This is a genomic window from Streptomyces bambusae (assembly GCF_020532645.1).
Lineage (GTDB): Bacteria > Actinomycetota > Actinomycetes > Streptomycetales > Streptomycetaceae > Streptomyces > Streptomyces bambusae.
In genome coordinates, this window is the sequence record NZ_JAJAUZ010000001.1 from 185,579 (window position 1) to 205,027 (window position 19,449).

The 19,449-nt window shown below is 72.1% G+C and carries 17 protein-coding genes; 9 read left to right on the forward strand and 8 right to left on the reverse strand.

Annotated elements, in window-relative coordinates; translation table 11 throughout:
• The first annotated feature begins 202 nt into the window (after nt 1-202).
• Both LG634_RS00875 and LG634_RS00880 read left to right on the forward strand, forming a co-directional pair.
• Nucleotides 203-1,084 (forward strand): helix-turn-helix domain-containing protein, encoded by an 882-nt coding sequence (locus LG634_RS00875; protein WP_226731579.1) that lies wholly within the window; start codon nt 203-205, stop codon nt 1,082-1,084.
• Between the two features lie 2 nt (nt 1,085-1,086).
• A complete protein-coding gene (locus LG634_RS00880; protein WP_226731580.1) occupies nt 1,087-1,272 on the forward strand; it encodes a DUF397 domain-containing protein in 186 nt (61 codons plus the stop codon).
• Here LG634_RS00880 and LG634_RS00885 read toward each other — a convergent pair.
• The 3 genes from LG634_RS00885 to LG634_RS00895 form a co-directional block, all read right to left on the reverse strand.
• Entirely contained in the window at nt 1,253-2,506 is a 1,254-nt protein-coding gene (locus LG634_RS00885; protein WP_226731581.1) for a DUF1266 domain-containing protein, read from the reverse strand. The two genes, LG634_RS00880 and LG634_RS00885, sit on opposite strands and share 20 nt — an antisense overlap.
• An 81-nt stretch (nt 2,507-2,587) precedes the next feature.
• Complete coding sequence (locus LG634_RS00890; protein WP_226731582.1) at nt 2,588-3,520, reverse strand: D-alanyl-D-alanine carboxypeptidase family protein; 933 nt, start codon at nt 3,518-3,520, stop codon at nt 2,588-2,590.
• A gap of 156 nt (nt 3,521-3,676) precedes the next feature.
• A complete protein-coding gene (locus tag LG634_RS00895; RefSeq protein WP_226731583.1) occupies nt 3,677-4,858 on the reverse strand; it encodes a DUF418 domain-containing protein in 1,182 nt (393 codons plus the stop codon).
• Nucleotides 4,859-5,038: 180 nt separating this feature from the next.
• On the opposite strand from LG634_RS00895, the gene LG634_RS00900 reads away from it, so the two are divergent.
• Both LG634_RS00900 and LG634_RS00905 read left to right on the forward strand, forming a co-directional pair.
• Nucleotides 5,039-5,785 carry a GntR family transcriptional regulator gene (locus tag LG634_RS00900; protein ID WP_226731584.1) on the forward strand — a complete coding sequence of 249 codons (747 nt, stop codon included), beginning with the start codon at nt 5,039-5,041 and terminating at the stop codon, nt 5,783-5,785.
• Complete coding sequence (locus LG634_RS00905; protein WP_226731585.1) at nt 5,782-7,098, forward strand: MFS transporter; 1,317 nt, start codon at nt 5,782-5,784, stop codon at nt 7,096-7,098. Before LG634_RS00900 ends, LG634_RS00905 begins: the two co-directional genes overlap by 4 nt.
• On the opposite strand, the gene LG634_RS00910 is transcribed toward LG634_RS00905, so the two are convergent.
• Nucleotides 7,050-7,877 carry a maleylpyruvate isomerase family mycothiol-dependent enzyme gene (locus LG634_RS00910; RefSeq protein WP_226731586.1) on the reverse strand — a complete coding sequence of 276 codons (828 nt, stop codon included), beginning with the start codon at nt 7,875-7,877 and terminating at the stop codon, nt 7,050-7,052. The genes LG634_RS00905 and LG634_RS00910 overlap by 49 nt on opposite strands.
• A 168-nt stretch (nt 7,878-8,045) precedes the next feature.
• Between LG634_RS00910 and LG634_RS00915 the strand changes: the two genes are divergently transcribed.
• Nucleotides 8,046-8,837: a carbon-nitrogen family hydrolase gene (locus LG634_RS00915; RefSeq protein WP_226731587.1), complete on the forward strand. Its 792-nt coding sequence runs from the start codon at nt 8,046-8,048 to the stop codon at nt 8,835-8,837.
• Nucleotides 8,838-9,284: 447 nt separating this feature from the next.
• On the opposite strand, the gene LG634_RS00920 is transcribed toward LG634_RS00915, so the two are convergent.
• Complete coding sequence (locus tag LG634_RS00920; RefSeq protein ID WP_226731588.1) at nt 9,285-10,517, reverse strand: cytochrome P450 family protein; 1,233 nt, start codon at nt 10,515-10,517, stop codon at nt 9,285-9,287.
• A 185-nt stretch (nt 10,518-10,702) separates the two neighbouring features.
• Between LG634_RS00920 and LG634_RS00925 the strand changes: the two genes are divergently transcribed.
• Together LG634_RS00925 and LG634_RS00930 are read left to right on the forward strand one after the other, a co-directional pair.
• A complete protein-coding gene (locus LG634_RS00925; RefSeq protein WP_226731589.1) occupies nt 10,703-11,521 on the forward strand; it encodes an ATP-grasp domain-containing protein in 819 nt (272 codons plus the stop codon).
• Between the two features lie 80 nt (nt 11,522-11,601).
• Nucleotides 11,602-13,437: an NHL domain-containing thioredoxin family protein gene (locus LG634_RS00930; protein ID WP_226731590.1), complete on the forward strand. Its 1,836-nt coding sequence runs from the start codon at nt 11,602-11,604 to the stop codon at nt 13,435-13,437.
• A gap of 92 nt (nt 13,438-13,529) precedes the next feature.
• On the opposite strand, the gene LG634_RS00935 is transcribed toward LG634_RS00930, so the two are convergent.
• From LG634_RS00935 to LG634_RS00945, 3 genes are all read right to left on the reverse strand, one after another.
• Complete coding sequence (locus tag LG634_RS00935; RefSeq protein WP_226731591.1) at nt 13,530-14,822, reverse strand: M18 family aminopeptidase; 1,293 nt, start codon at nt 14,820-14,822, stop codon at nt 13,530-13,532.
• 123 nt (nt 14,823-14,945) lie between these two features.
• On the reverse strand, nt 14,946-15,680 hold the full coding sequence (locus tag LG634_RS00940) for a hypothetical protein (protein ID WP_226731592.1): 735 nt from the start codon (nt 15,678-15,680) through the stop codon (nt 14,946-14,948).
• Between the two features lie 136 nt (nt 15,681-15,816).
• Nucleotides 15,817-17,643, reverse strand: a complete 1,827-nt coding sequence (locus LG634_RS00945; protein ID WP_226731593.1) for an acyl-CoA dehydrogenase — start codon at nt 17,641-17,643, stop codon at nt 15,817-15,819.
• Nucleotides 17,644-17,826: 183 nt separating this feature from the next.
• Here LG634_RS00945 and LG634_RS00950 point away from each other — a divergent pair, with 183 nt between their 5' ends.
• Both LG634_RS00950 and LG634_RS38125 read left to right on the forward strand, forming a co-directional pair.
• Nucleotides 17,827-18,294, forward strand: a complete 468-nt coding sequence (locus LG634_RS00950; protein WP_226731594.1) for an SseB family protein — start codon at nt 17,827-17,829, stop codon at nt 18,292-18,294.
• Nucleotides 18,295-18,401: 107 nt separating this feature from the next.
• Nucleotides 18,402-19,352, forward strand: coding sequence for an ArsR/SmtB family transcription factor (locus LG634_RS38125; protein ID WP_226731595.1), 951 nt, complete (start codon nt 18,402-18,404; stop codon nt 19,350-19,352).
• Nucleotides 19,353-19,449: the final 97 nt, after the last annotated feature.

Consider the following 19,449-nt stretch of genomic DNA (forward strand, 5'->3'; position numbering starts at 1 on the left):
CGTGTGCGGGCGCCGCGGTGGCGTTGTCGCGCAGGGCAGCGCGATGCCTTCCGCGTTCCGCGCGGGGCGTAAGCGATGACACACAGACGGTAGCGAGAGAGTCTGTCGGGCATCAATCGAACGAGGCAGAAATTTTTATGCCCGAGTTGTGGGGTGTCGGGGAGGCAGAGCAGACTGGGCGCACTCGGAGGGAGGGAGCGGCATGGCAGGGAGCAACCCGGACCGCGGGGTGTCCGTTTCCACGGCCCTCGGCCGCCGGTTGGGCGGCGAACTGCTGCGGATGCGCGAGGCGTTGGATCTGCGCCAGGCGCACGCGGCGGAGGCGCTGACGGCTTCAGTGGCCAAGGTCGCGAAGATGGAGCGCGGACTGGTGCCGATGCGGGACCCCGATGTGCGGGCCCTGTGCCACTGCTACGGGGAGACGGACCCCGTGGTCGTTGACCGTCTGCTCGAACTGGCTCGGCTCGACCGTGAGCGACGCAGGGCCAAGGGATGGTGGCACGAGTACTTCGGGAAGAGCTCGATGGCCGAGTACGTGGCGATGGAGGACGTTGCCACGCACGTGCGAACGTGGCAGGCCGCATACATCCCCGGCCTGCTCCAGGCCCCTGAGTACGTGCGGGCGCTGGTCGTCAGCGGCGACTGGTGGCAAGACCGCCCGGAAGAGATCGAGAACGTGGTCGAAGGGCGGCTGAAGCGTCAGCGTCGGCTGTGGGGTGACGACCCGCTGTACCTCCATGCCGTCATCTGGGAGGCGGCGCTGCGCCAACAGGTCGGAGGCCCGGAGGTCATGCGAGCACAGCTGGCGCATCTGCTGGAGGCATCGCACCTACCCAACGTCCACATCCAGGTTCTGCCGTTCCGCGTCGGTGCACACGCGGGGCTTTCCGGTGCGTTCAACGTACTCTCGTTCGAGGAACCTGACGCCTTGGACGTTGGCTTTGCCGAGAGGCTCATGTCCACCGAGTGGGCTGAGAGCAAGGAGGGCTCCGCTCAGTACCGTCGGGCGTTCGATGACGTATGCAGGTTGAGCCTCTCGCCGCACGACTCCAGAGCGCTGATCGAGACCCTCAAAGGGAACTGACGATGGCTGAGTTCAAGTTCATGAAGTCCACTCACAGCGACCCGATCAACGAGTGCGTGGAAGTCGCCCGCAACATCCCCGGCGTCGTCGCCGTCCGCGACAGCAAGCGGGTGGACGGGCCCGTCGTGACCGTTGCGGCGGCGGCCTGGGCGCCGTTCCTTCAGGCCGTCACTCCCACGGCAGGTTGAGCCACGGGCTGGACGGGTCCGTGGTCAGGGCGCGGTGGGTGGTGAGGGCGGAGGCGTACCACTTGCCGAACTGCTCTTCGTCGAAGTGGAGGCAGCGGCCGAGGATGTACGCCGCCGAGAAGTCCTGCCAGGAGTCGTAGTTGGCCTTGACCAGGCGGCCGGCGCGCAGGACCGCCGACTCCGTCTCGGCGAGCGTGCAGTAGCCGGCCGCCAGGCCCCAGCGGGCCATGCCCGAGGCGCGGCCGTAGTCCCAGGCCTCGGCGGACCGTACGTACCCCTGCTCCGGCAGCAGGCCGTCCGCGCGGAAGCGGGACTCGTAGCGGGCGATCCGGCCGATGAGCCGCTGGACGCCCGCGATCTGCCCGTCGATCTCCGCGGCCGCGCGCGGGCGGCCCTGGGTGACCCCGTCGGGCGTCAGCACCGGCTGGGCGGCTTCCTCCGCGCCCGCGCGGATGACGTGCGCGGCCGCCTCCCGCCAGTGGTCCAGGCCCACCGGACCGGCGAAGTCGCGGGCCATCTGGCGGCGCAGACCGAGGACGAACTCCCACACCCCGCTGACCATGTCGGCGTCGAGAAGGCGTTCCTGGGCGCTCAGCCAGTCGGCCCGGCTGGTGACGCCCCACCACTCCTTGAGGGTCTGCTTCTCCAGCTTGTAGCCGATGCCGTGGTACGCGAGGGAGTTCCAGAACCGGCCGTTGGTGACGGCGATGTGGGCCCCGCAGGCCAGGCCGAAGGCCACCGGTCCGCGCAGCGGGCCGCCGACGGACAGCGTGTGCACCCGGCCGCCTTCAAGGCCAACCGACTCCACCCCGGCCGCGTGCCGCCGCCACAGCGCCCGAGCCTCCGGGCCGGTCGGGAGCACGCCCTCGCAGGGGCTGCCGGGGTTCACCACGAGCCACTGCGGGTCCCGCTCGTTCCACGTCTGCGCGAACCAGTCCAGCTCGTACGCGCAGTACACCGGGTCGGCGACCGGCGGCGGGAGCATCCCGGCGGTGTAGACGGCCAGGCACTGCGCGCGCAGCTGCGGGTTCCAGTACGGGTGGAAGACGGTGCTGCGGGGCCGCTCGTCCACGTCCTTGCGGCTCTGCATCATGAAGAGGTCCGAGGCCGCGAGTACGTCGAAGTAGGCGGGCCAGTCACCGCGCAGTTTCGCCTGGTACAACGCCCGCTCGACGTGGCTGGGCGCCTGCCAGAGCGCCGCCGTCCCGTACGGGTTCGTCCCCACCACCTTCATGCCCCGCAGCCTAGGCGACAGGGCGAAGGGGGCCGAGGTGCCCCCGTGGCACCCCGACCCCCTTCAGTCACGCGACCGGACTCAGTCCTCGGTGTCCGGTATCGGCTTCTGCGGCATCCGGTACTGGGTACCGAAGGCGTAGTTGCCGAGCTTTATGGCGGAGGTGTAGCGGTTGGCGTCGTTGAGGAGGACGCCGATGACGGTCTTTCCGTTCCGCGTCACCGCGAACACGAGGCAGGGGCCGGCAGGGGTGTTGGTGCCCGTCTTCACGCCGACCGCACCCGGGTAGGCGTAACCCTTCTGCGGGTCCGTCGTGGGACGGATCAGCAGGTTCGAGTTCTTCCACGTGTACCAGCGCGGCTTGCCGTTGGAGGCGGTCGCCGTCGCCTTGGCGTACGGGGTCTTCACGATGGACGCGAAGGTGGCGTTCTTCAGCGCGATCTGCGTGAGCTTGGCCAGGTCGCGCGGGGTGGTCCAGTTGTTCTTCGTCGGCGAGTTGCCGTCGAAGGAGTCGAACTTGGTGTTGACCAGGCCGAGGGCCTTGGCCTTGGCGTTCATCTGGGAGATGAAGTTGGCCTTGCGGGCGGTGAAGCTGGTGCCCTTGCCGTAGGCGTCGGCCAGTGCGGCGGCGGCGTCGCACCCGGAGGGTGCGAGCATCGCGTTCAGCATGCCCGCCGTCGTCAGCTTGTCGCCGGCGAAGATGTGGGCGCTGCTGCCGTAGACCGACGTCGTGTAGTTGATGTGGGTCTGAGTGAGCGTGATCTTGCGGTTCAGGTCCAGGCCGGGCGTCTGGAGGACCACGAGCGCGCTCATGATCTTCGTGGTGCTCGCCATCGGGCGCTTGGTGTCGGCAGCCTTGCTGAACAGCGTCTTGCCGGTGCCCGGGTTGAACATGAACGCGCCGGACGCGGTCACGGTCGGAGCGGCGGCCTGAGCGGGCGTGATCGCCACCACCGTGCCGGCCAGGACGGCTCCGGCGGTGAACGTGACGGCCGCGGCCCGGCGCGCGCGCATGAGGCTGGTTATCAAAGGACGTCCCCGAAATCGGTGACACCCCAGTGGGTTTGACCGGGGTGAGGGACCGCCTGCGGTGCGGGCCCTTGAAAGGGAGACACCGTCAGGCGGTCAAAGGATGCACCCGAAAGTGCTTTCGTGATCGTTTCGCAATCTTCAGCGCCCGATGAGTCGCTTCTGTACTGATTCGAGTGGGCCGATCGGGTGGCGCTTCAGCCAGAGCCACGAACTCGCCGTCAGGATCACGCAGACCACCGCCCACAGGCCCATCACCCAGTACGGCCCGTCGCCCGCGAAACGTTCCGCCAGGCCCAGCCCGATCCCGTAACAGGCCAGCATGCACAGCAGGTTCTGGAGGACGTAGCAGGACAGTGCGGTCCGGCCGACGGAGGAGAGCGCGACGGTCACCGGTCCCGGCGTGCGGACGCGGTCCATGACCACGCCGATCAGGCCGATGTAGCCGAGGGCGACCACGGGAGCGATCACGTACCGGCCCAGGGCGAAGTACGCGTCCCCGCCGACGATGGCGGCGGCGCCGAGCGGCATGCCGAGGCCCAGGCCCCAGCCGGCCAGCCTGGCCCGGATCCGGCGGCCGCGGGCGTCCGGGCCGAACGCGCCCGCCCGGTAGAGCCGTACGCCGAGGAGGAAGAGGAAGACCAGCAGGCCGAAGGAGAACACCGGCTCGATGCGGAGCGCGATCGCGTTCTCGGCGCGGAAGCGGATCTGGTCGAACCAGGAGCCGTGCGCGTACAGCTCGACGGCGGTGGTGCTCGGCGGGGCGGCCGGGCCGCCGCTGTCTCCGGCCGCCAGGGCGACCGTCACCAGCGACATCAGCGTCACGTGCAGGCCGCCGGCGATCCACATCGCCCGCCGCTGCACCTTCTCCGAGCGGGCCAGCAGCCAGGCCACCAGCAGCGCGGTGACCGCGTACCCCATGAGCACGTCCCAGGCGAAGACCAGCAGGAAGTGCAGGGTGCCCTCGGCGAACAGGAAGAACGCCCGGCGCCGGTACGAGCCCGGCCACGGCAGGCCGCGCCGCCCGGCCGAGTCGTACTGGATGGCCAGGCCCACGCCGAACAGGATCGTCAGCAGCGAGAGGAACTTGCCGTCCGCGAGGAAGCGGAACACCGTCTCGGGGATCCCCGCACCCTCGGTCGAGAGGCCGTCGAGGACCGCCCACTCCGATCCGGTGCCGGCGAAGATCCACACGTTGGTCATCAGGGTGCCGAGGATGGCCGCTCCGCGCAGTACGTCGAGCAGCGGGATCCGGCGGCCGCCGGCAGGGGCGGCGGAGGTGGCGGAGGGCGCCTCGGCGGCGGCCCGCAGGGAATTCGACATGACTCAAGGCTCCCGTCGGAACGGGCCCCGGGCGTCGTGCGGGTGGACGAGAGCGGCGTACATCCTTGTGTGCAACCGGAGGGTGTCGGTCTCCTCCCGGGCGGCCCGCGGGCGCGGGCCCGCCGTCCGCATGCCGGGCAGGGGATCGAGCCGGCGGGCTGTTGTATCTATGCTGTGTGCATGCCGCCAGCCGCCGCTTCCGCCTCGCCGTCCCCGGCCCCGTCCGCCGCACAGCCGCTCGCCCCGCAGCCCTCCGCCGCACAGCCGTCCGCCGTACGGCCGCCCGCCAAGCAGCCGCCCGCCGCCGACCGGGTCTACCGGCACGTCAAGCAGGGCGTGCTCGACCGCACGTTCGCCGGCGGCAGCCTGCTCACCGAGGGGGAGATCGCCGAGGCCGTCGGAGTCTCCCGGACCCCGGTCCGGGAGGCCCTGCTGCGGCTGGAGACGGAAGGGCTGATCAAGCTCTACCCGAAGAAGGGCGCGCTGGTGCTGCCGGTCTCCGCGCAGGAGATCGCCGACGTGGTCGAGACCCGGCGCCTCGTGGAGGAGCACACCGCGCGCCGCGCCGTGCCCGCCTCCCCGGCGCTGCTGGAGCGGCTGGCGGACCTGCTGGCCCGCCAGGCCGGACACGCACGGGCCGGGAACCTCGCCGCCTTCGCCGAGGACGACCGCGCCTTCCACGCCGAGATCGTCCGCAGCGCCGGCAACGAGATCCTGTCCCGCCTCTACGACCAGCTCCGCGACCGGCAGCTGCGGATGGGCGTCGCCGTCATGCACATGCACCCGGACCGGATGGTGCGGAACCTCGCCGAACACACCGAGATCCACGCCGCCCTGAGCGCCGGTGACGCCGAGCGGGCCGCGGCGGCCGTACGCGCCCACCTGAGCCGCGCCGAGCAGCTCCTCCAGGGGGTGGCAGCCCGGTGACGGCGACTCCCGAACCCCCCGGCGGCCGCCGGGCCGTGGCCGTCTGGTCGATCGGCGTCTCCGTCTACTTCGTCGCCGTCGTCTTCCGCACCAGCCTGGGCGTCGCCGGACTGGACGCCGCCGACCGGTTCCACGTCAACGCGTCCGCGCTCGCCACGTTCTCGCTGCTCCAACTGCTGGTCTACGCGGGCATGCAGATACCCGTCGGCCTGATGGTCGACCGGCTCGGCACCAAGAAGGTGCTGACGCTGGGCGCCGTCCTGTTCACCGCCGGGCAGCTGGCCTTCGCGCTCGCCCCCTCGTACGGCATGGCGCTCGCCGCCCGCGCGCTGCTCGGCTGCGGGGACGCGATGACGTTCATCTCGGTGCTGCGGCTGGGGAGCCGCTGGTTCCCGCCGCGCCGCGGGCCGCTGATGGCGCAGCTCGCCGGGCTGGTCGGGATGGCGGGCAACCTGGTCTCCACGCTGGTCCTCGCGCCGGTGCTGCACGGCGTGGGCTGGGTCGCCGCGTTCGCCGGCAGCTCCGCCGCCGGGCTGGTGGTCCTCGTGCCGCTGCTGCTCTTCCTGCGCGACCACCCGGAGGGCCACGAGCCGGAGCCGGCCGTCCGGGCCGGCGGCACCGGCTACGTGCGGACGCAGATCGCCGAGTCCTGGCGGGAGCCGGGCACCCGGCTGGGGCTGTGGGTCCACTTCACCACCCAGTTCCCCGCGATGTTCTTCCTGCTGCTGTGGGGGATGCCGTTCCTCGTCGAGGACCAGGGGCTGTCCCGGAACACGGCGGGCGCCCTCCTGACCCTGACCGTCGCCTCGAACATGGTGCTGGGCCTGGTCTACGGGCAGCTGGTGGCCCGCCGGCAGAGCGCGCGGATCCCGCTCGCCCTCGGCACGGTCGGCGTCACCGGCACGCTGTGGGCGGCCGTCCTCGCGCATCCCGGTGCGCATGCCCCGATGTGGCTGCTGATCACGCTGTGCACGGTGCTGGGGGCCTGCGGACCGGCCTCGATGATCGGCTTCGACTTCGCCCGGCCCGCCAACCCGGCCGCCCGGCAGGGCACCGCCTCGGGCATCACCAACATGGGTGGCTTCCTCGCCACCATGACCACGCTGCTCGCCGTCGGCCTGCTGCTGGACGCCACCGGCGACGACTACCGGCTCGCGTTCTGCTCGGTGTTCGTGCTCCAGGCGCTGGGCGCGGCGCAGATCCTGCGGCTGCGGCCGCACGCCCTGCGCCGCGAACGGGAACGGGCCGCCGAGGCGGCCGGTGGTCAGGGAGTGATCGCGAACTCGCGGAGGATCGCGTCGGCGAGGTCCTGATCGCCGTCCACCTTCAGCCGGTCGCCGGCGGCCTGCGGGCGGAGCCGGCCCGCGGCCAGCCGGAAGTACGTCTCCCAGTCGGTGGCCAGGGTCACGGCCGGGCCCAGGGAGGGCGTGCCGTCGATGCTGCCCTTGCCGTCGGCGTCGACCCGTACGGTCCGCATGAACTCCAGCGGGCCGTGCACGTCGATGACGACGGCGGTGCCGGCCGGGGCGCCCGCGTTCTTCGCGACCACGCGGGGGAGGGCACCGAGCATGATCTCGCAGGCGATGTGGGCGCCGGGGGAGTCCAGGTTGCCGGGGACGCCGAGGGCGGTGCGGAGGTCCTGCTCGTGGATCCAGACGTCGAACGCGCGCAGCTGGAGGGCGCGGGGCAGCGGTATCGCCTCGCCGAACGGGCCGCGGCCGGTGGCCGTTTCGGGGTCCCGCTTGTCGTTGCGCAGCTGGCGGGCGCGCCGGATGACCGTGTACTCCAGCTCCGAGGTGATCTCCAGCGAGGTGTGGTGGCGGCGGGCGTCCACCTGCACCTCCATGTACCGGCTGGCCTCGTCCACCACGTGCCGGAGGTCGCGCGGCAGCGAGTGGATCGGCCGCGGGTCGCCCAGCTGTTCCGTCTCCAGGCCGATGACGTGTGACACGACGTCACGCACCGACCAGCCGGGGCAGGGGGTGGCGCGGTTCCAGTCGGCGTCCGGCAGCGGGGCGATCAGCTCGGATATCGCCTCGATGGCGTGGTTCCAGGCGTCTACGTAGGGCTGGATGGCGGGATGGACGGTCACGGAACCCCTCGTGCTGCTGATCAGTGGCGACTGGAACTCGTGGCGGGTGGGAGGCTGGAATCCCAAATTTACGCTGCTCGGGGGCACCCCGGCAGTGCTTTCGTGTGACGATCGTAGGCCCCGATATGGGCCCCGAGTCGACGGCCTTGCAGCCAGGACGGTGGTACTGTGCGCGCTTCTCTGATCCAAATCGCAGTCAACGAGGGCGAGTCGGTGGAATCCCGCCGGTTCCGCGCGGCGGATCTGGTCCGGGCGCAGGGCGACGCGGAACTGGTGCTGCTGCCCGAGCTGTGGCCCGTCGGGGCCTTCGACTACGAGGAGTTCGGGGCGGCGGCGGAGCCGGTGGAAGGGCCGACGTACGCGGTGATGGCGGAGGCCGCGCGGGAGGCCGGGGTGTGGCTGCACGCCGGGTCGATCGTGGAGCGGGACGCCGACGGGACGCTGTACAACACGACGCTGGTGTTCGCGCCGGACGGGGCGCTCGCCGCGTCCTACCGGAAGATCCACCGGTTCGGGTTCGACCGGGGGGAGGCCGTGATGATGGGGCGGGGGGACGAGCTGCGGACGGTGTCCGTGCCGTCGTTCGTCCTGGGCCTGTCCACGTGCTACGACCTGCGGTTCCCGGAGCTGTACCGGGGGCTGGTCGACCGGGGGGCCACTGCGCTGGTGGTGTCCGCGGGGTGGCCGGAGCGGCGGCGCGGGCACTGGACGCTGCTCGCGCGGGCGCGGGCGGTCGAGAACCAGGCGTACGTGCTGGCGGTCGGGGGTGCCGGGACCCATGCGGGGGTGGAGATGGCGGGGCACAGTCTGGTGGTCGACCCGTGGGGTGAGGTCCTGGGCGAGGCCGGGCCGTCGGAGCAGGTCCTGACCGTCGACCTGGACCCGGGCCTGGTCGCCCGGACCCGCGCCGATTTCCCCGCCCTCAAGGACCGCCTCCTGGGCCTGATCCCGCCCGCCTGATCCCTGGCGGCTCCCCTGCCGGGGCTCCGCCCGGACCCCGCTCCTCAAGCGCCGGAGGGGCTGCAATCGCCCCGCCCGGTGGGCAGCCGGCGGGGCAGATCCAGCCGCCCCGCCCGGTGGGCAGCCGGCGGGGCAGATCCAGCCGCTCCGCCCGGTGGGCAGCCGGTGGGGCAGATCCAGCCCCGCCGGCGTTTGAGGCGCGGGTCCGGGCGGAGCCCGGGAGCCGGCGCCGGCCGGCCTGCCTTGGGGCTCCGCCCCAAACCCCGCTCCTCAAACTCCCCCAGCCCCAGGGGGCCGGGAGGTACCCCCTGGAGGGGCTGGAATTTCCCCCGCCCGGTGGGCAGCCGGCGCCGGAGGGGCCGCTTCTGGACCCCGCCCGGCGAAGTCAGCCCCGCCGGCGTTTGAGGCGCGGGGTACGGGGCGGAGCCCCGGGGGCGGCAGGGTCGGTCAGGCCGGGACCACCTCGTGGCCGAGGCGGACCGGGAGGGTGAGGGGGCCGTTCATGATGAAGGACGGCATGGGGTCGAGCGCCTCGTCGGGGACGGCGATCTCCAGGTCCGGGAAACGGGAGAAGAGCGCCGGGAGGGCGATCGCGGCCTCCATGCGGGCCAGCGGGGCGCCCATGCAGTAGTGCGCACCGTGACCCAGCGACAGGTGCGTCTTGTTGGGCCGGGTGATGTCGAAGCGATCCGCATCCGCACCGTGCAGCTTCGGGTCCCGCCCGGTCGCACCGAAGCCCATCAGGATCGGCTGCCCCGCAGGAATCCGCACACCGCCCAGCTCGACGTCCTCCACCGCGAACCGGAACGGCAGCTGGTTGATCGGCGACTGGACCCGCATGACCTCCTCGGCGACCTCCTCCCACGCCACCTTCCCGCTCATCGCCAGCTCCAGCTGGTCCGGGTTGGCCTTCAGGTTCTTCACCGCGTGGCACAGCAGGTTCATCACCGTCTCGGAGCCCGCCCCGAGCATCAGGAACAGCGTCCCGACCAGCTCCTCGTGGCTCAGCCGCTCCTCCCCGTCCGCCGCGTCGATCAGCACGCTGGTCAGGTCCTCGCCCGGCTCCCGGCGCTTCGCGTCGACCAGGTCGCCCAGCGCCTGGTGCCAGTGCGCGACGTTCGCCGCCGCCTCCTCCTCGGTGAGGGCGGTGCTCGTGGTCACCTCGCCGCCCTTCAGCACCTCGGCCCGGCGCTCGGCGGGCACGCCGAACATGTCGCAGATCACCGCGGCGGGCAGCGCGTACGCGAACTTGCCCTTCAGGTCGACGACCTCGCCCTCGGGGGTGGCGGCCAGCCGGTCCAGCAGCTCGGTGGTGATCTTCTCGATCATCGGGCGGCAGGCCTCGACCCGGCGCGGCGTGAACGCCTGCGAGACCAGGCGGCGCAGCCGGCTGTGGTCGGCGCCGTCGTGCGTGGTCATGTTGTCCATGACCACCCAGCTGATCAGCGGCCAGCTCGGGGGGATCTCGCCGTTCGCGAACGCCGGCCACGCCTGCGGGTTCTTCACGAACCGGGAGTCGTTGAGCATCTGCCGGGCGACGGCGTGGTCCACGACCGTCCAGGCGTGCACGCCCCCGGGCAGCTCCACCGGGACCACCGGGCCCTGGGCGCGCAGGCTGGCGTTCTCGGCATGTACGTCGGTGCCGGTGCGGTCGAGCGCGAAGGGGCATGCGGTCGCCATCGGGGACCCTCCAGTGAGTAGGTGCCACGACCGTAGGTACCGACCGGTTGCCGGTACATCTTCCGGATTGCTCTGCGGGCCCGTCCCGGACGGCCCGCCGCTTCTCTGCCATCTCGGCCGCCCCGCCCGCCCCGCGGTCTCCGCCGCCCCTGCCGGGTACGAGGGATTCCGGTTAGCGTGTGGCCATGTCACGCCTGCTCTACGTCACCGACCTCGCCTACCCGGCCCAGGGCCGCCGGTACGGCGACGAGGACGTGTTCCTGACCTCCCGGCTGCGCGAGGAGTTCGCCGTCGCGCTGTGCCACCCGCGGGACGCGGCCGCCCTCATGGACGGCTTCGACGCGGTCGTGGTCCGCAACAGCGGTCCGGTCCTGCACTACCGGGAGGCGTACGAAGCGTTCCGCGCGGCCGCCCTGGCCCGCGGCACCCGGGTCTACAACCCGCTGACCGGGCGGGCCGACCAGGCCGGCAAGCAGTACCTGCCGGACCTGTCCGCCGCGGGCCTGCCGGTCATCCCGACGGTCGACCGCGCGGCGGACGTGCCCCGGCTGCCGGCGGCCGCCTCGTACGCGGTGAAGCCGAAGCAGGGCGCGGACTCGGTGGGACTGGTCTTCACCGCCGACCCGGCGGCCGAGGCCGCCGGTGCGGACGGCGAGGTGCTGATCCAGCCCCGCATCGACTTCGCGTACGAGGTGTCGTTCTACTTCGTGGACCGGGACTTCCAGTACGCCCTCCACGCGCCGGACCCGGACCGCCGCTGGCTGCTGGAGCCGTACCGGCCGACCGCCGCCGACCTGTCCTTCGCCCGCACCTTCATCGACTGGAACGGCCTGGACCACGGCATCCAGCGCGTCGACGCCTGCCGCACGAAGGACACCGGCGAGCTGCTGCTCGTCGAACTGGAGGACCTGAACCCGTACCTCTCCCTCGACCTCCTGGACGCGGCCACCCGCGAGTCCTTCGTGGCGTCCTTCATACGCTCCCTGCGGGCGTTCACCGCCTGACGGCCGGGACGGGGAGGCCACCCGAGTCCACCCACCGGGCACGTCACAGGGCGTTCACGTGCAGGTGGCAAGCTTGAAGGATGAACGATGCCGCCCCGGCGCCCACCCCCGCGCCCGCGCCCCGCCGTGCCCGTGTCCGTGCCCCCGAGCTGGTCGGGAAGGGGGGCTGGCTCAACACCGGAGGAGCCCAGCTCACCCTCGCCGACCTGCGCGGCAAGATCGCGATCCTGGATTTCTGGACCTTCTGCTGCATCAACTGCCTGCACGTCCTCGACGAGCTGCGCGAGCTGGAGGAGAAGCACCGGGACACCGTGGTGATCGTCGGCGTGCACTCGCCGAAGTTCGTGCACGAGGCCGAGCACCAGGCCGTGGTGGACGCCGTGGAGCGGTACGAGGTGCACCACCCGGTGCTCGACGACCCGGAGCTGGCCACCTGGAAGCAGTACGCGGTCCGGGCCTGGCCGACGCTCGTCGTCATCGACCCCGAGGGCTACGTCGTGGCCCAGCACGCCGGCGAGGGGCACGCGCACGCCATCGCCCGGCTCGTCGAGGAGCTGGAGGCCGAGCACGAGGCCAAGGGCACCCTGCGGCGCGGCGACGGCCCGTACGTGGCTCCCGAGCCGGTCGCCACCCACCTGCGGTTCCCCGGCAAGGCCCTCGTCCTGCCGTCCGGCAACCTGCTGGTCTCCGACTCCACCCGCCACCAGCTCGTGGAGACCGCGCCCGACGGCGAGACCGTGGTCCGCCGCATCGGCAGCGGGCAGCGCGGCTTCGGGCCGGACGCGTTCAACGAGCCGCAGGGCCTGTGCCTGCTGCCCGACGGCTCCGTGATCGTCGCCGACACCGTCAACCACGCCCTGCGCCGCCTCGACCCGGACACCGGCGTCGTGACGACCGTCGCCGGCACCGGCCGCCAGTGGTGGCAGGGCTCCCCCACCGCCGGCCCGGCCCTGGAGGTCGACCTGTCCTCGCCGTGGGACGTCGCCTGGTGGCAGGACAAGGTGTGGATCGCCATGGCCGGCGTCCACCAGCTGTGGACGTACGACCCCGCGGACGGCACCGTCGCGGTCGCCGCCGGCACCACCAACGAGGGCCTGGTCGACGGCCCGGCCGCCGAGGCCTGGTTCGCCCAGCCCTCCGGGCTCGCCGCCGCCGGCGACCGGCTGTGGCTCGCCGACTCCGAGACCAGCGCCCTGCGCTGGGTGGAACGCGACGGCGACGGCTACGCGGTCCGGTCCGCCGTCGGCACCGGCCTCTTCGACTTCGGGCACCGCGACGGCGACGCCGCCCAGGCCCTGCTCCAGCACCCGCTGGGCGTCACCGCCCTGCCGGACGGCTCGGTCGCGGTCTGCGACACGTACAACCACGCCCTGCGCCGCTACGACCCGGCCACCGGCCAGGTCACCACCCTCGCCACCGACCTGCGCGAGCCCAGCGGGGCCGTGCTCGACGGGGACGAGATCGTCGTCGTCGAGTCGGCCCGGCACCGGCTGACCCGGCTGCGGCTGCCCGAGGAGGCCGTCCGCGTCGAGTCCGCCGCGTACCGCACCCAGCGGGCCGCCACCGAGGTCGGCCCCGGCCGGCTCCGCCTCGACATCGTCTTCCAGGCCCCGGCCGGCCAGAAGCTGGACACCCGGTACGGGCCCTCCACCCGCCTGCTGGTCTCCGCCACCCCGCCGGAGCTGCTCGCGGAGGGCGAGGGCAAGGGCACCGACCTGTCCCGCGAGCTGCTGCTCGCCGACGGGGTCACCGAGGGCGTGCTGCACGTCTCCGCGATGGCCGCGTCCTGCGACGACGACCCGGCGAACGAGTACCCGGCCTGCCACGTCCACCAGCAGGACTGGGGCGTGCCGGTGAAGGTCACCGCCGGCGGTGCGACCCGGCTGCCGCTGGTCCTGGCGGGGCTTGACGCGTAACACCCCGGCGGGCGGCGGATGCCACCGCCCGCCCGCCGCCGCGGACCGCCCTCACCCGGCGGTCCGCGGCCGTTGCGGCGTCAGTGCCGCCGTCATCCCTCCAGGAACGCGACGAGGGCGTTCGCCAGCAGGAACGGGTCGTCGGAGCCGCAGAGTTCGCGGGCGCTGTGCATCGACAGGATCGCCACGCCGATGTCGACGGTCTGGATGCCGTGCCGGGCGGCCGTGATCGGGCCGATGGTGGTGCCGCACGGCATCGAGTTGTTCGACACGAACGTCTGCCACGGCACGCCCGCCCGCTCGCACGCGGCGGCGAACACGGCCCGGCCGGCGCCGTCGGTGGCGTACCGCTGGTTGACGTTCACCTTCAGGATCGGGCCGCCGTTGGCCCGCGGGTGGTGCGAAGGGTCGTGCCGCTCGCCGTAGTTGGGGTGCACGGCGTGACCGGTGTCCGAGGACAGGCAGACGGTGCCGGCGAAGGCGCGGGCCCGGTCCTCGTAGCTGCCGCCGCGGGCGAAGACGGATCGTTCCAGCACGTTGCCCAGCAGCGGCCCGTCCGCGCCGGTGTCCGACTGGGAGCCGTTCTCCTCGTGGTCGAACGCGGCAAGGACGGGGATGTGGTCGAGCTTGCCGCTGGTGGCGACGGCGGCCAGCGCGGCCGTACCGGCGTGCACCGACAGGAGGTTGTCCATCCGCGGGCCGGCCAGCAGCTCGCGGTCGCGGCCCAGGTAGGCGGGCGGCTCGATCGAATGGACCATCAGGTCCCAGCCGGCGACCTCGCCCTGCGGCAGGCCCTCTTCCTCCTCCAGGAAGGCGATCAGGTCGCCCTCGGTGACCTCGCCCAGACCCCAGATGGGCTGCATGTGGCGCTGCTTGTCGAGCTTGAGGCCGTCGGAGTTGACGGACCGGTCGAGGTGCACGGCGAGCTGCGGGACGCGCAGCAGGGCGCGGTCCACGTTGACGAGCCGGTGGCTGCCGTCGCGCAGGGTCAGCCGGCCGGCGAGGCCGAGGTCGCGGTCCAGCCAGGTGTTGAGCAGGGTGCCGCCGTAGATCTCGACGGCGATCTGCCGCCAGCCCTGGGAGCCGAGGTCGGGCTGCGGCTTGACGCGCAGGTTGGGCGAGTCGGTGTGGGCGCCGACGATGCGGAACGGGGTGTGTGCGGAGGCGCCTTCGGGCACGTACCAGGCGATGATCGCGCCACCGCGCAGCACGAACCGGCCGCCCGTGCCCGCATCCCAGGCGTCCGTCTCCGACACCTGGCGGAACCCGGCCTTCTCCAGCCGTTCGGCGGCGTTGGCCACGGCATGGTACGGCGATGGGCTCGCCGCCAGGAAGGTCATCAGGTCGTCGGTGTGGCCGCGGTCGAAGCGGGCGGGAGAGCTCATGTGGTTCACCTTAACGACGGTCGTTGTCACGAGGTCCGGAGTGCGGAGGGTGGCCGGAGGCGCACGATCGGTGCGGCTCCGCAGGCCGCCGGGGCATCCGCACAGGGCCGCCCCGCCGCGCCCTCAGCCCGACGGACGGTCGAAGCGCCGGCCCAGCTGCCGCCGCTCCCCCCGGCGGATGCGCGGCAGCATCTCGGGGGTCTGGGGCGAGCGCTGTGCGCGCTTTTTCCGTCCGGCGCAGAAGATACAGGCCTCACCGGGGGGCGCGTCCGGGTCGATGGGCGCGCCGGGGTGTTCGGCGCACCCGGAGGCGTTGCGCGGCCGGGAGAGTTCCCGGGCCACGATGAACGCCCGGTGGAGGTCGTCGGCCACGTCCACGAAGGCGTCACCCGGCGAGGTGACGCCGAGGTGGAACGCCTGCTCCTGCACCTTCCCGACCCACGTGCGCAACTGCTCGACGGTGTACGGGCCCTCCGGCACGGGGTAGCCGAGGCGGCGCTGCTGTTCGGCCGGAGCGGGGCCGGAGACCCGGCCGCCGGTCCGGCGCAGGCCGCGGCGGCGCCGGTCGTTGCAGATCAGGCAGCGGCCCCAGCCGTCGGGGGCCTCCGGGTCCAGCGCTCCGTTGGGGTGTTCGGAGCAGCCGGTGTAGCTCTTCACGGGGGCCAGCCCCGCGGCGGTCTGGAAGGCGGCGTACAGGGCGTCGGCGACGGGCTCGTACTCGGCGGGGTGGGCGCCGTCGTACAGCTCCCTCACCTGGTCGCCGAGGGAACCGATCTTGCCGTGCAGCTCCTTGAGCTGGAACGGCCGCCCGGTGGGGACGGAGTACCCCCGGCTGCTGTGCTGTTCCTGCGGACTCATGCCTAGAGACTGCCACGGACGGCTGACAAAAGGGGCCGGGGTGCTGCCGTGACGCAGCTCCCCGGCCCCCTGTGCGGGTTCCGGTACTGGTTCCGGTTGGGGCCGGTACCAGGCGGAGAAGCCGGGGCGGACCCGACTAGAACGCGGCCTCGTCCAGCTCCATGAGGGAGTTGTCGACGGCCTCGGCCAGGGTGCGGGCGACGGTGACGCCCGGCAGGACCTGGGAGGCGAAGAACTTCGCCGCCGCGATCTTGCCCTGGTAGAACGCGGTGTCCTTGGCGGACGCGGTCTTCAGCTTCTCGGCGGCCACCGCGGCACCGCGGAGCAGCAGGTAGCCGACGACCACGTCACCGGAGGCCATCAGCAGGCGGGTGGTGTTCTGGCCGACCTTGTAGATGTTCTTGAGGTCCTCGCCGGTGGCGGTGAGGTCGGCGACCATGTGGCCGACGATCCCCTCCAGGTCCACGGCGGCCTTGGCCAGCGCGTCGCGGGCGGCGGCCAGCTCCTCGCCGCCCTCGCCCTCCGCGAGGAACTTCTTGATGGTCTCGGAGAGCATGTTCAGGGACGCGCCCTGGTCGCGGACGATCTTCCGGAAGAAGAAGTCCTGGCCCTGGATCGCCGTGGTGCCCTCGTACAGGGTGTCGATCTTGGCGTCGCGGATGTACTGCTCGATCGGGTACTCCTGCAGGTAGCCGGAGCCGCCGAAGGTCTGGAGCGACTGGGCCAGCTGCTCGTAGGACTTCTCGGAGCCGTAGCCCTTGACGATCGGCAGGAGCAGGTCGTTCAGGCCGACGAGCGCGGAGGCGTCCTCGCCCGCGGCCTGCTTGACGGCGATCTCGTCCTGGACGGTGGCCGTGTACAGGACCAGGGCGCGCATGCCCTCGGCGTACGCCTTCTGCGTCATCAGCGAGCGGCGGACGTCGGGGTGGTGCGTGATGGTGACCTTGGGCGCGGTCTTGTCCAGGAAGTTCGCGAGGTCCGGGCCCTGCACGCGCTCCTTGGCGTACTCCAGCGCGTTCAGGTACCCGGTGGAGAGCGTCGCGATGGCCTTCGTGCCGACCATCATGCGGGCGAACTCGATGATCATGAACATCTGGCGGATGCCGTCGTGCTTGTCGCCGATCAGCCAGCCCTTGGCGGGGTGCTGGTCGCCGAAGGTCATCTCGCACGTGTTGGAGGCCTTGAGGCCCATCTTGTGCTCGACGTTGGTGGCGTACACGCCGTTGCGCTCGCCCAGCTCGCCGGTCTCCCAGTCGAAGTGGAACTTCGGGACGAGGAAGAGCGACAGGCCCTTGGTGCCGGGGCCGTGGCCCTCGGGGCGGGCGAGGACGTAGTGGAGGATGTTCTCCTCCATGTCGTGCTCACCGGACGTGATGAAGCGCTTCACGCCCTCGATGTGCCAGGAGCCGTCCTCCTGCTGGATCGCCTTGGTGCGGCCGGCGCCGACGTCCGAACCCGCGTCGGGCTCGGTCAGGACCATGGTGGAGCCCCAGCGCTTCTCGACCGCGATCTGGGCGATCTTCTTCTGGACCTCGTTGCCCTCCTCGAACAGCACACCGGCGAAGGCCGGGCCGGAGGAGTACATCCAGATGGCCGGGTTCGAGCCGAGCAGCAGCTCCGCGTACGACCACACCAGGGAGCGCGGCGAGGTGGTGCCGCCGATCTCCTCGGGCAGGCCCAGCCGCCAGTACTCGGAGTCCATGAAGGCCTGGTAGCTCTTCTTGAAGGAGGCCGGGACCGGCGCGGTGTTGGTGGCCGGGTCGAAGACCGGCGGGTTGCGGTCGGCGTCCTCGAAGGAGGCGGCCAGCTCGTTCTCGGCCAGGCGCGCGATCTCGGACAGGACGTCCTTGGCGGTCTCGGTGTCCATCTCCGCGAACGGTCCGGTGCCGTACACCTTGTCGCGGCCGAGCACCTCGAAGAGGTTGAACTCGATGTCTCGAAGGTTGGACTTGTAGTGCCCCATGGCGACGGCTCCGTAAGCGGGTCGGTTACATCTACCAGCAAGTAGCTAAATCATGCTACCCGCCGGTAATAACGGCAACCCCTGGAGCGCCGATGTGACGGGGCTCAAGCGGTCTGCGCCGTTTTGCGCCAGGCTCCGCCCGCAGGGCGGTGCTCGGGCGGGTGAATCGGTAGTCTCTGGCGCATGTACGGCTATGACCAGAACGTGAGCGCGGGGCACGCGGGGCAGCAGCAGTACGCCGCTCCGCAGCAGTCGGCCGGCGGCTACGAGCAGCCGCTGTACCCGGAGCCCTCGCCGCCGTCGCTGGCCGACGCGGTGCGCGCGTTCACGACGGGGTCGCTCTCCGCCGAGGACTTCCAGCAGATCTTCGCCACGTCCAAGGTCTACTGCCCGCGCGGCGACAACCCGGGGTTCCTGGCCCTGCACAACACGCAGCAGCCGGTCATCCCGATGTTCACCACGCTCAAGGAGCTCCGCCGGTACGCCGGCAAGGAGTCCAAGTACTTCGTGATCACCGGCGCCGAGGTGATCGACCTCCTCCCGACCGGCTACGGCTTCGTCCTCGACATGGAGGGCGACCACCGCATGGTCTTCGATGCGAAGGCCGTCGAGCAGATGGTCGACTACGCGATGCGGCGGATGTACGGCTAGGACGTCCCGCCGGGCCGCCGCGGCCGCCAGGGCAGGACGCAGCACGACCGGTACGGCCGTACACGGGGTGCGGCCGTCGGCCTCGCAGGGGGTGGTGCGTGTTACGGGTGCACTTCAGTGCCGAGGACCTGCTCAACGTCACCTTCATCGCCGAACCGTTCCCGCTGATCGAGCTGGCGGTGGCGCTCGTCGCCTGGCAGCGCTCCGACGAGCAGGCCGTCTTCGGGCGCTGGCGCCGGCGGCTGGCCGGTGAGCTGCCCGGTCCGGTCCGGCCGCTGCTGGACCTGCTGCGGCCCGACGGGGACAACCCCCAGTTCGTGGAGCCCTTCGTGCCCGACCTGGACGGGGCCCTGGAGGCGGTCCGGGCCTCCGCCGGGCGGCTCACGCTCCCGCAGCTCCGGCGCACGGCCGGCCGGGCGCCGGGGTCCGACTCCTGGCTGCGCGGGCTGTGGCGGGCGGACCCCACGGCCTGGGACCAACTGGATGCCGCCCTGCGTGCCGGGTACGAGGCGGTGATCGCCCCGCACTGGCAGCAGATCCGGCAGTGCTTCCAGGCGGACGTGGCCTGGCGCTCCCGGCTGCTGGCGGGGCACGGCATCAAGGCGGCGCTGGCCAGTACGCACCCCCTGGCCCGCTGGTCGGGGACGACGCTGGAGGTGGATCTGCCGCCCCGCTACGAGGTCCGGCTCGGCGGGCGCGGGCTGATGCTGATGCCCTCGCCGTTCTGGACGGGGCGCCCGCTGCTGGCCGACCATCCGGGCGGCTCGTACGTCCTGTGCTACCCGGCGATGACCCCGTTCCCGCTGGCCGGTCCGGCTCCGGCGGACGGAGCGCTGGACGCGCTGCTGGGCCGGACCCGGGCGGCCGTGCTCCAGTGTCTGGTCCGCGGCCGGACGACGACCGAGCTGGCCCGGGACCTCGACATCTCCCTGCCGTCGGCCTCGGAGCACACCCGCACCCTGCGGGCGGCCGGACTGATCACGACGGAGCGCGAGGGCAAGGCCGTCCTGCACTCGGCCACCGGCCTGGGCGTGGACCTGCTGCGCAGCGGCCGCTGAGTCCCTTCGGGGCCTTTCCGGCGGCCCTCCGGGGGTCTTCCGGGTCCTTTCGGGCAGCGCCGAAAGGATCGCGGCCGCCGCCGGGCGCGGCGGAGCA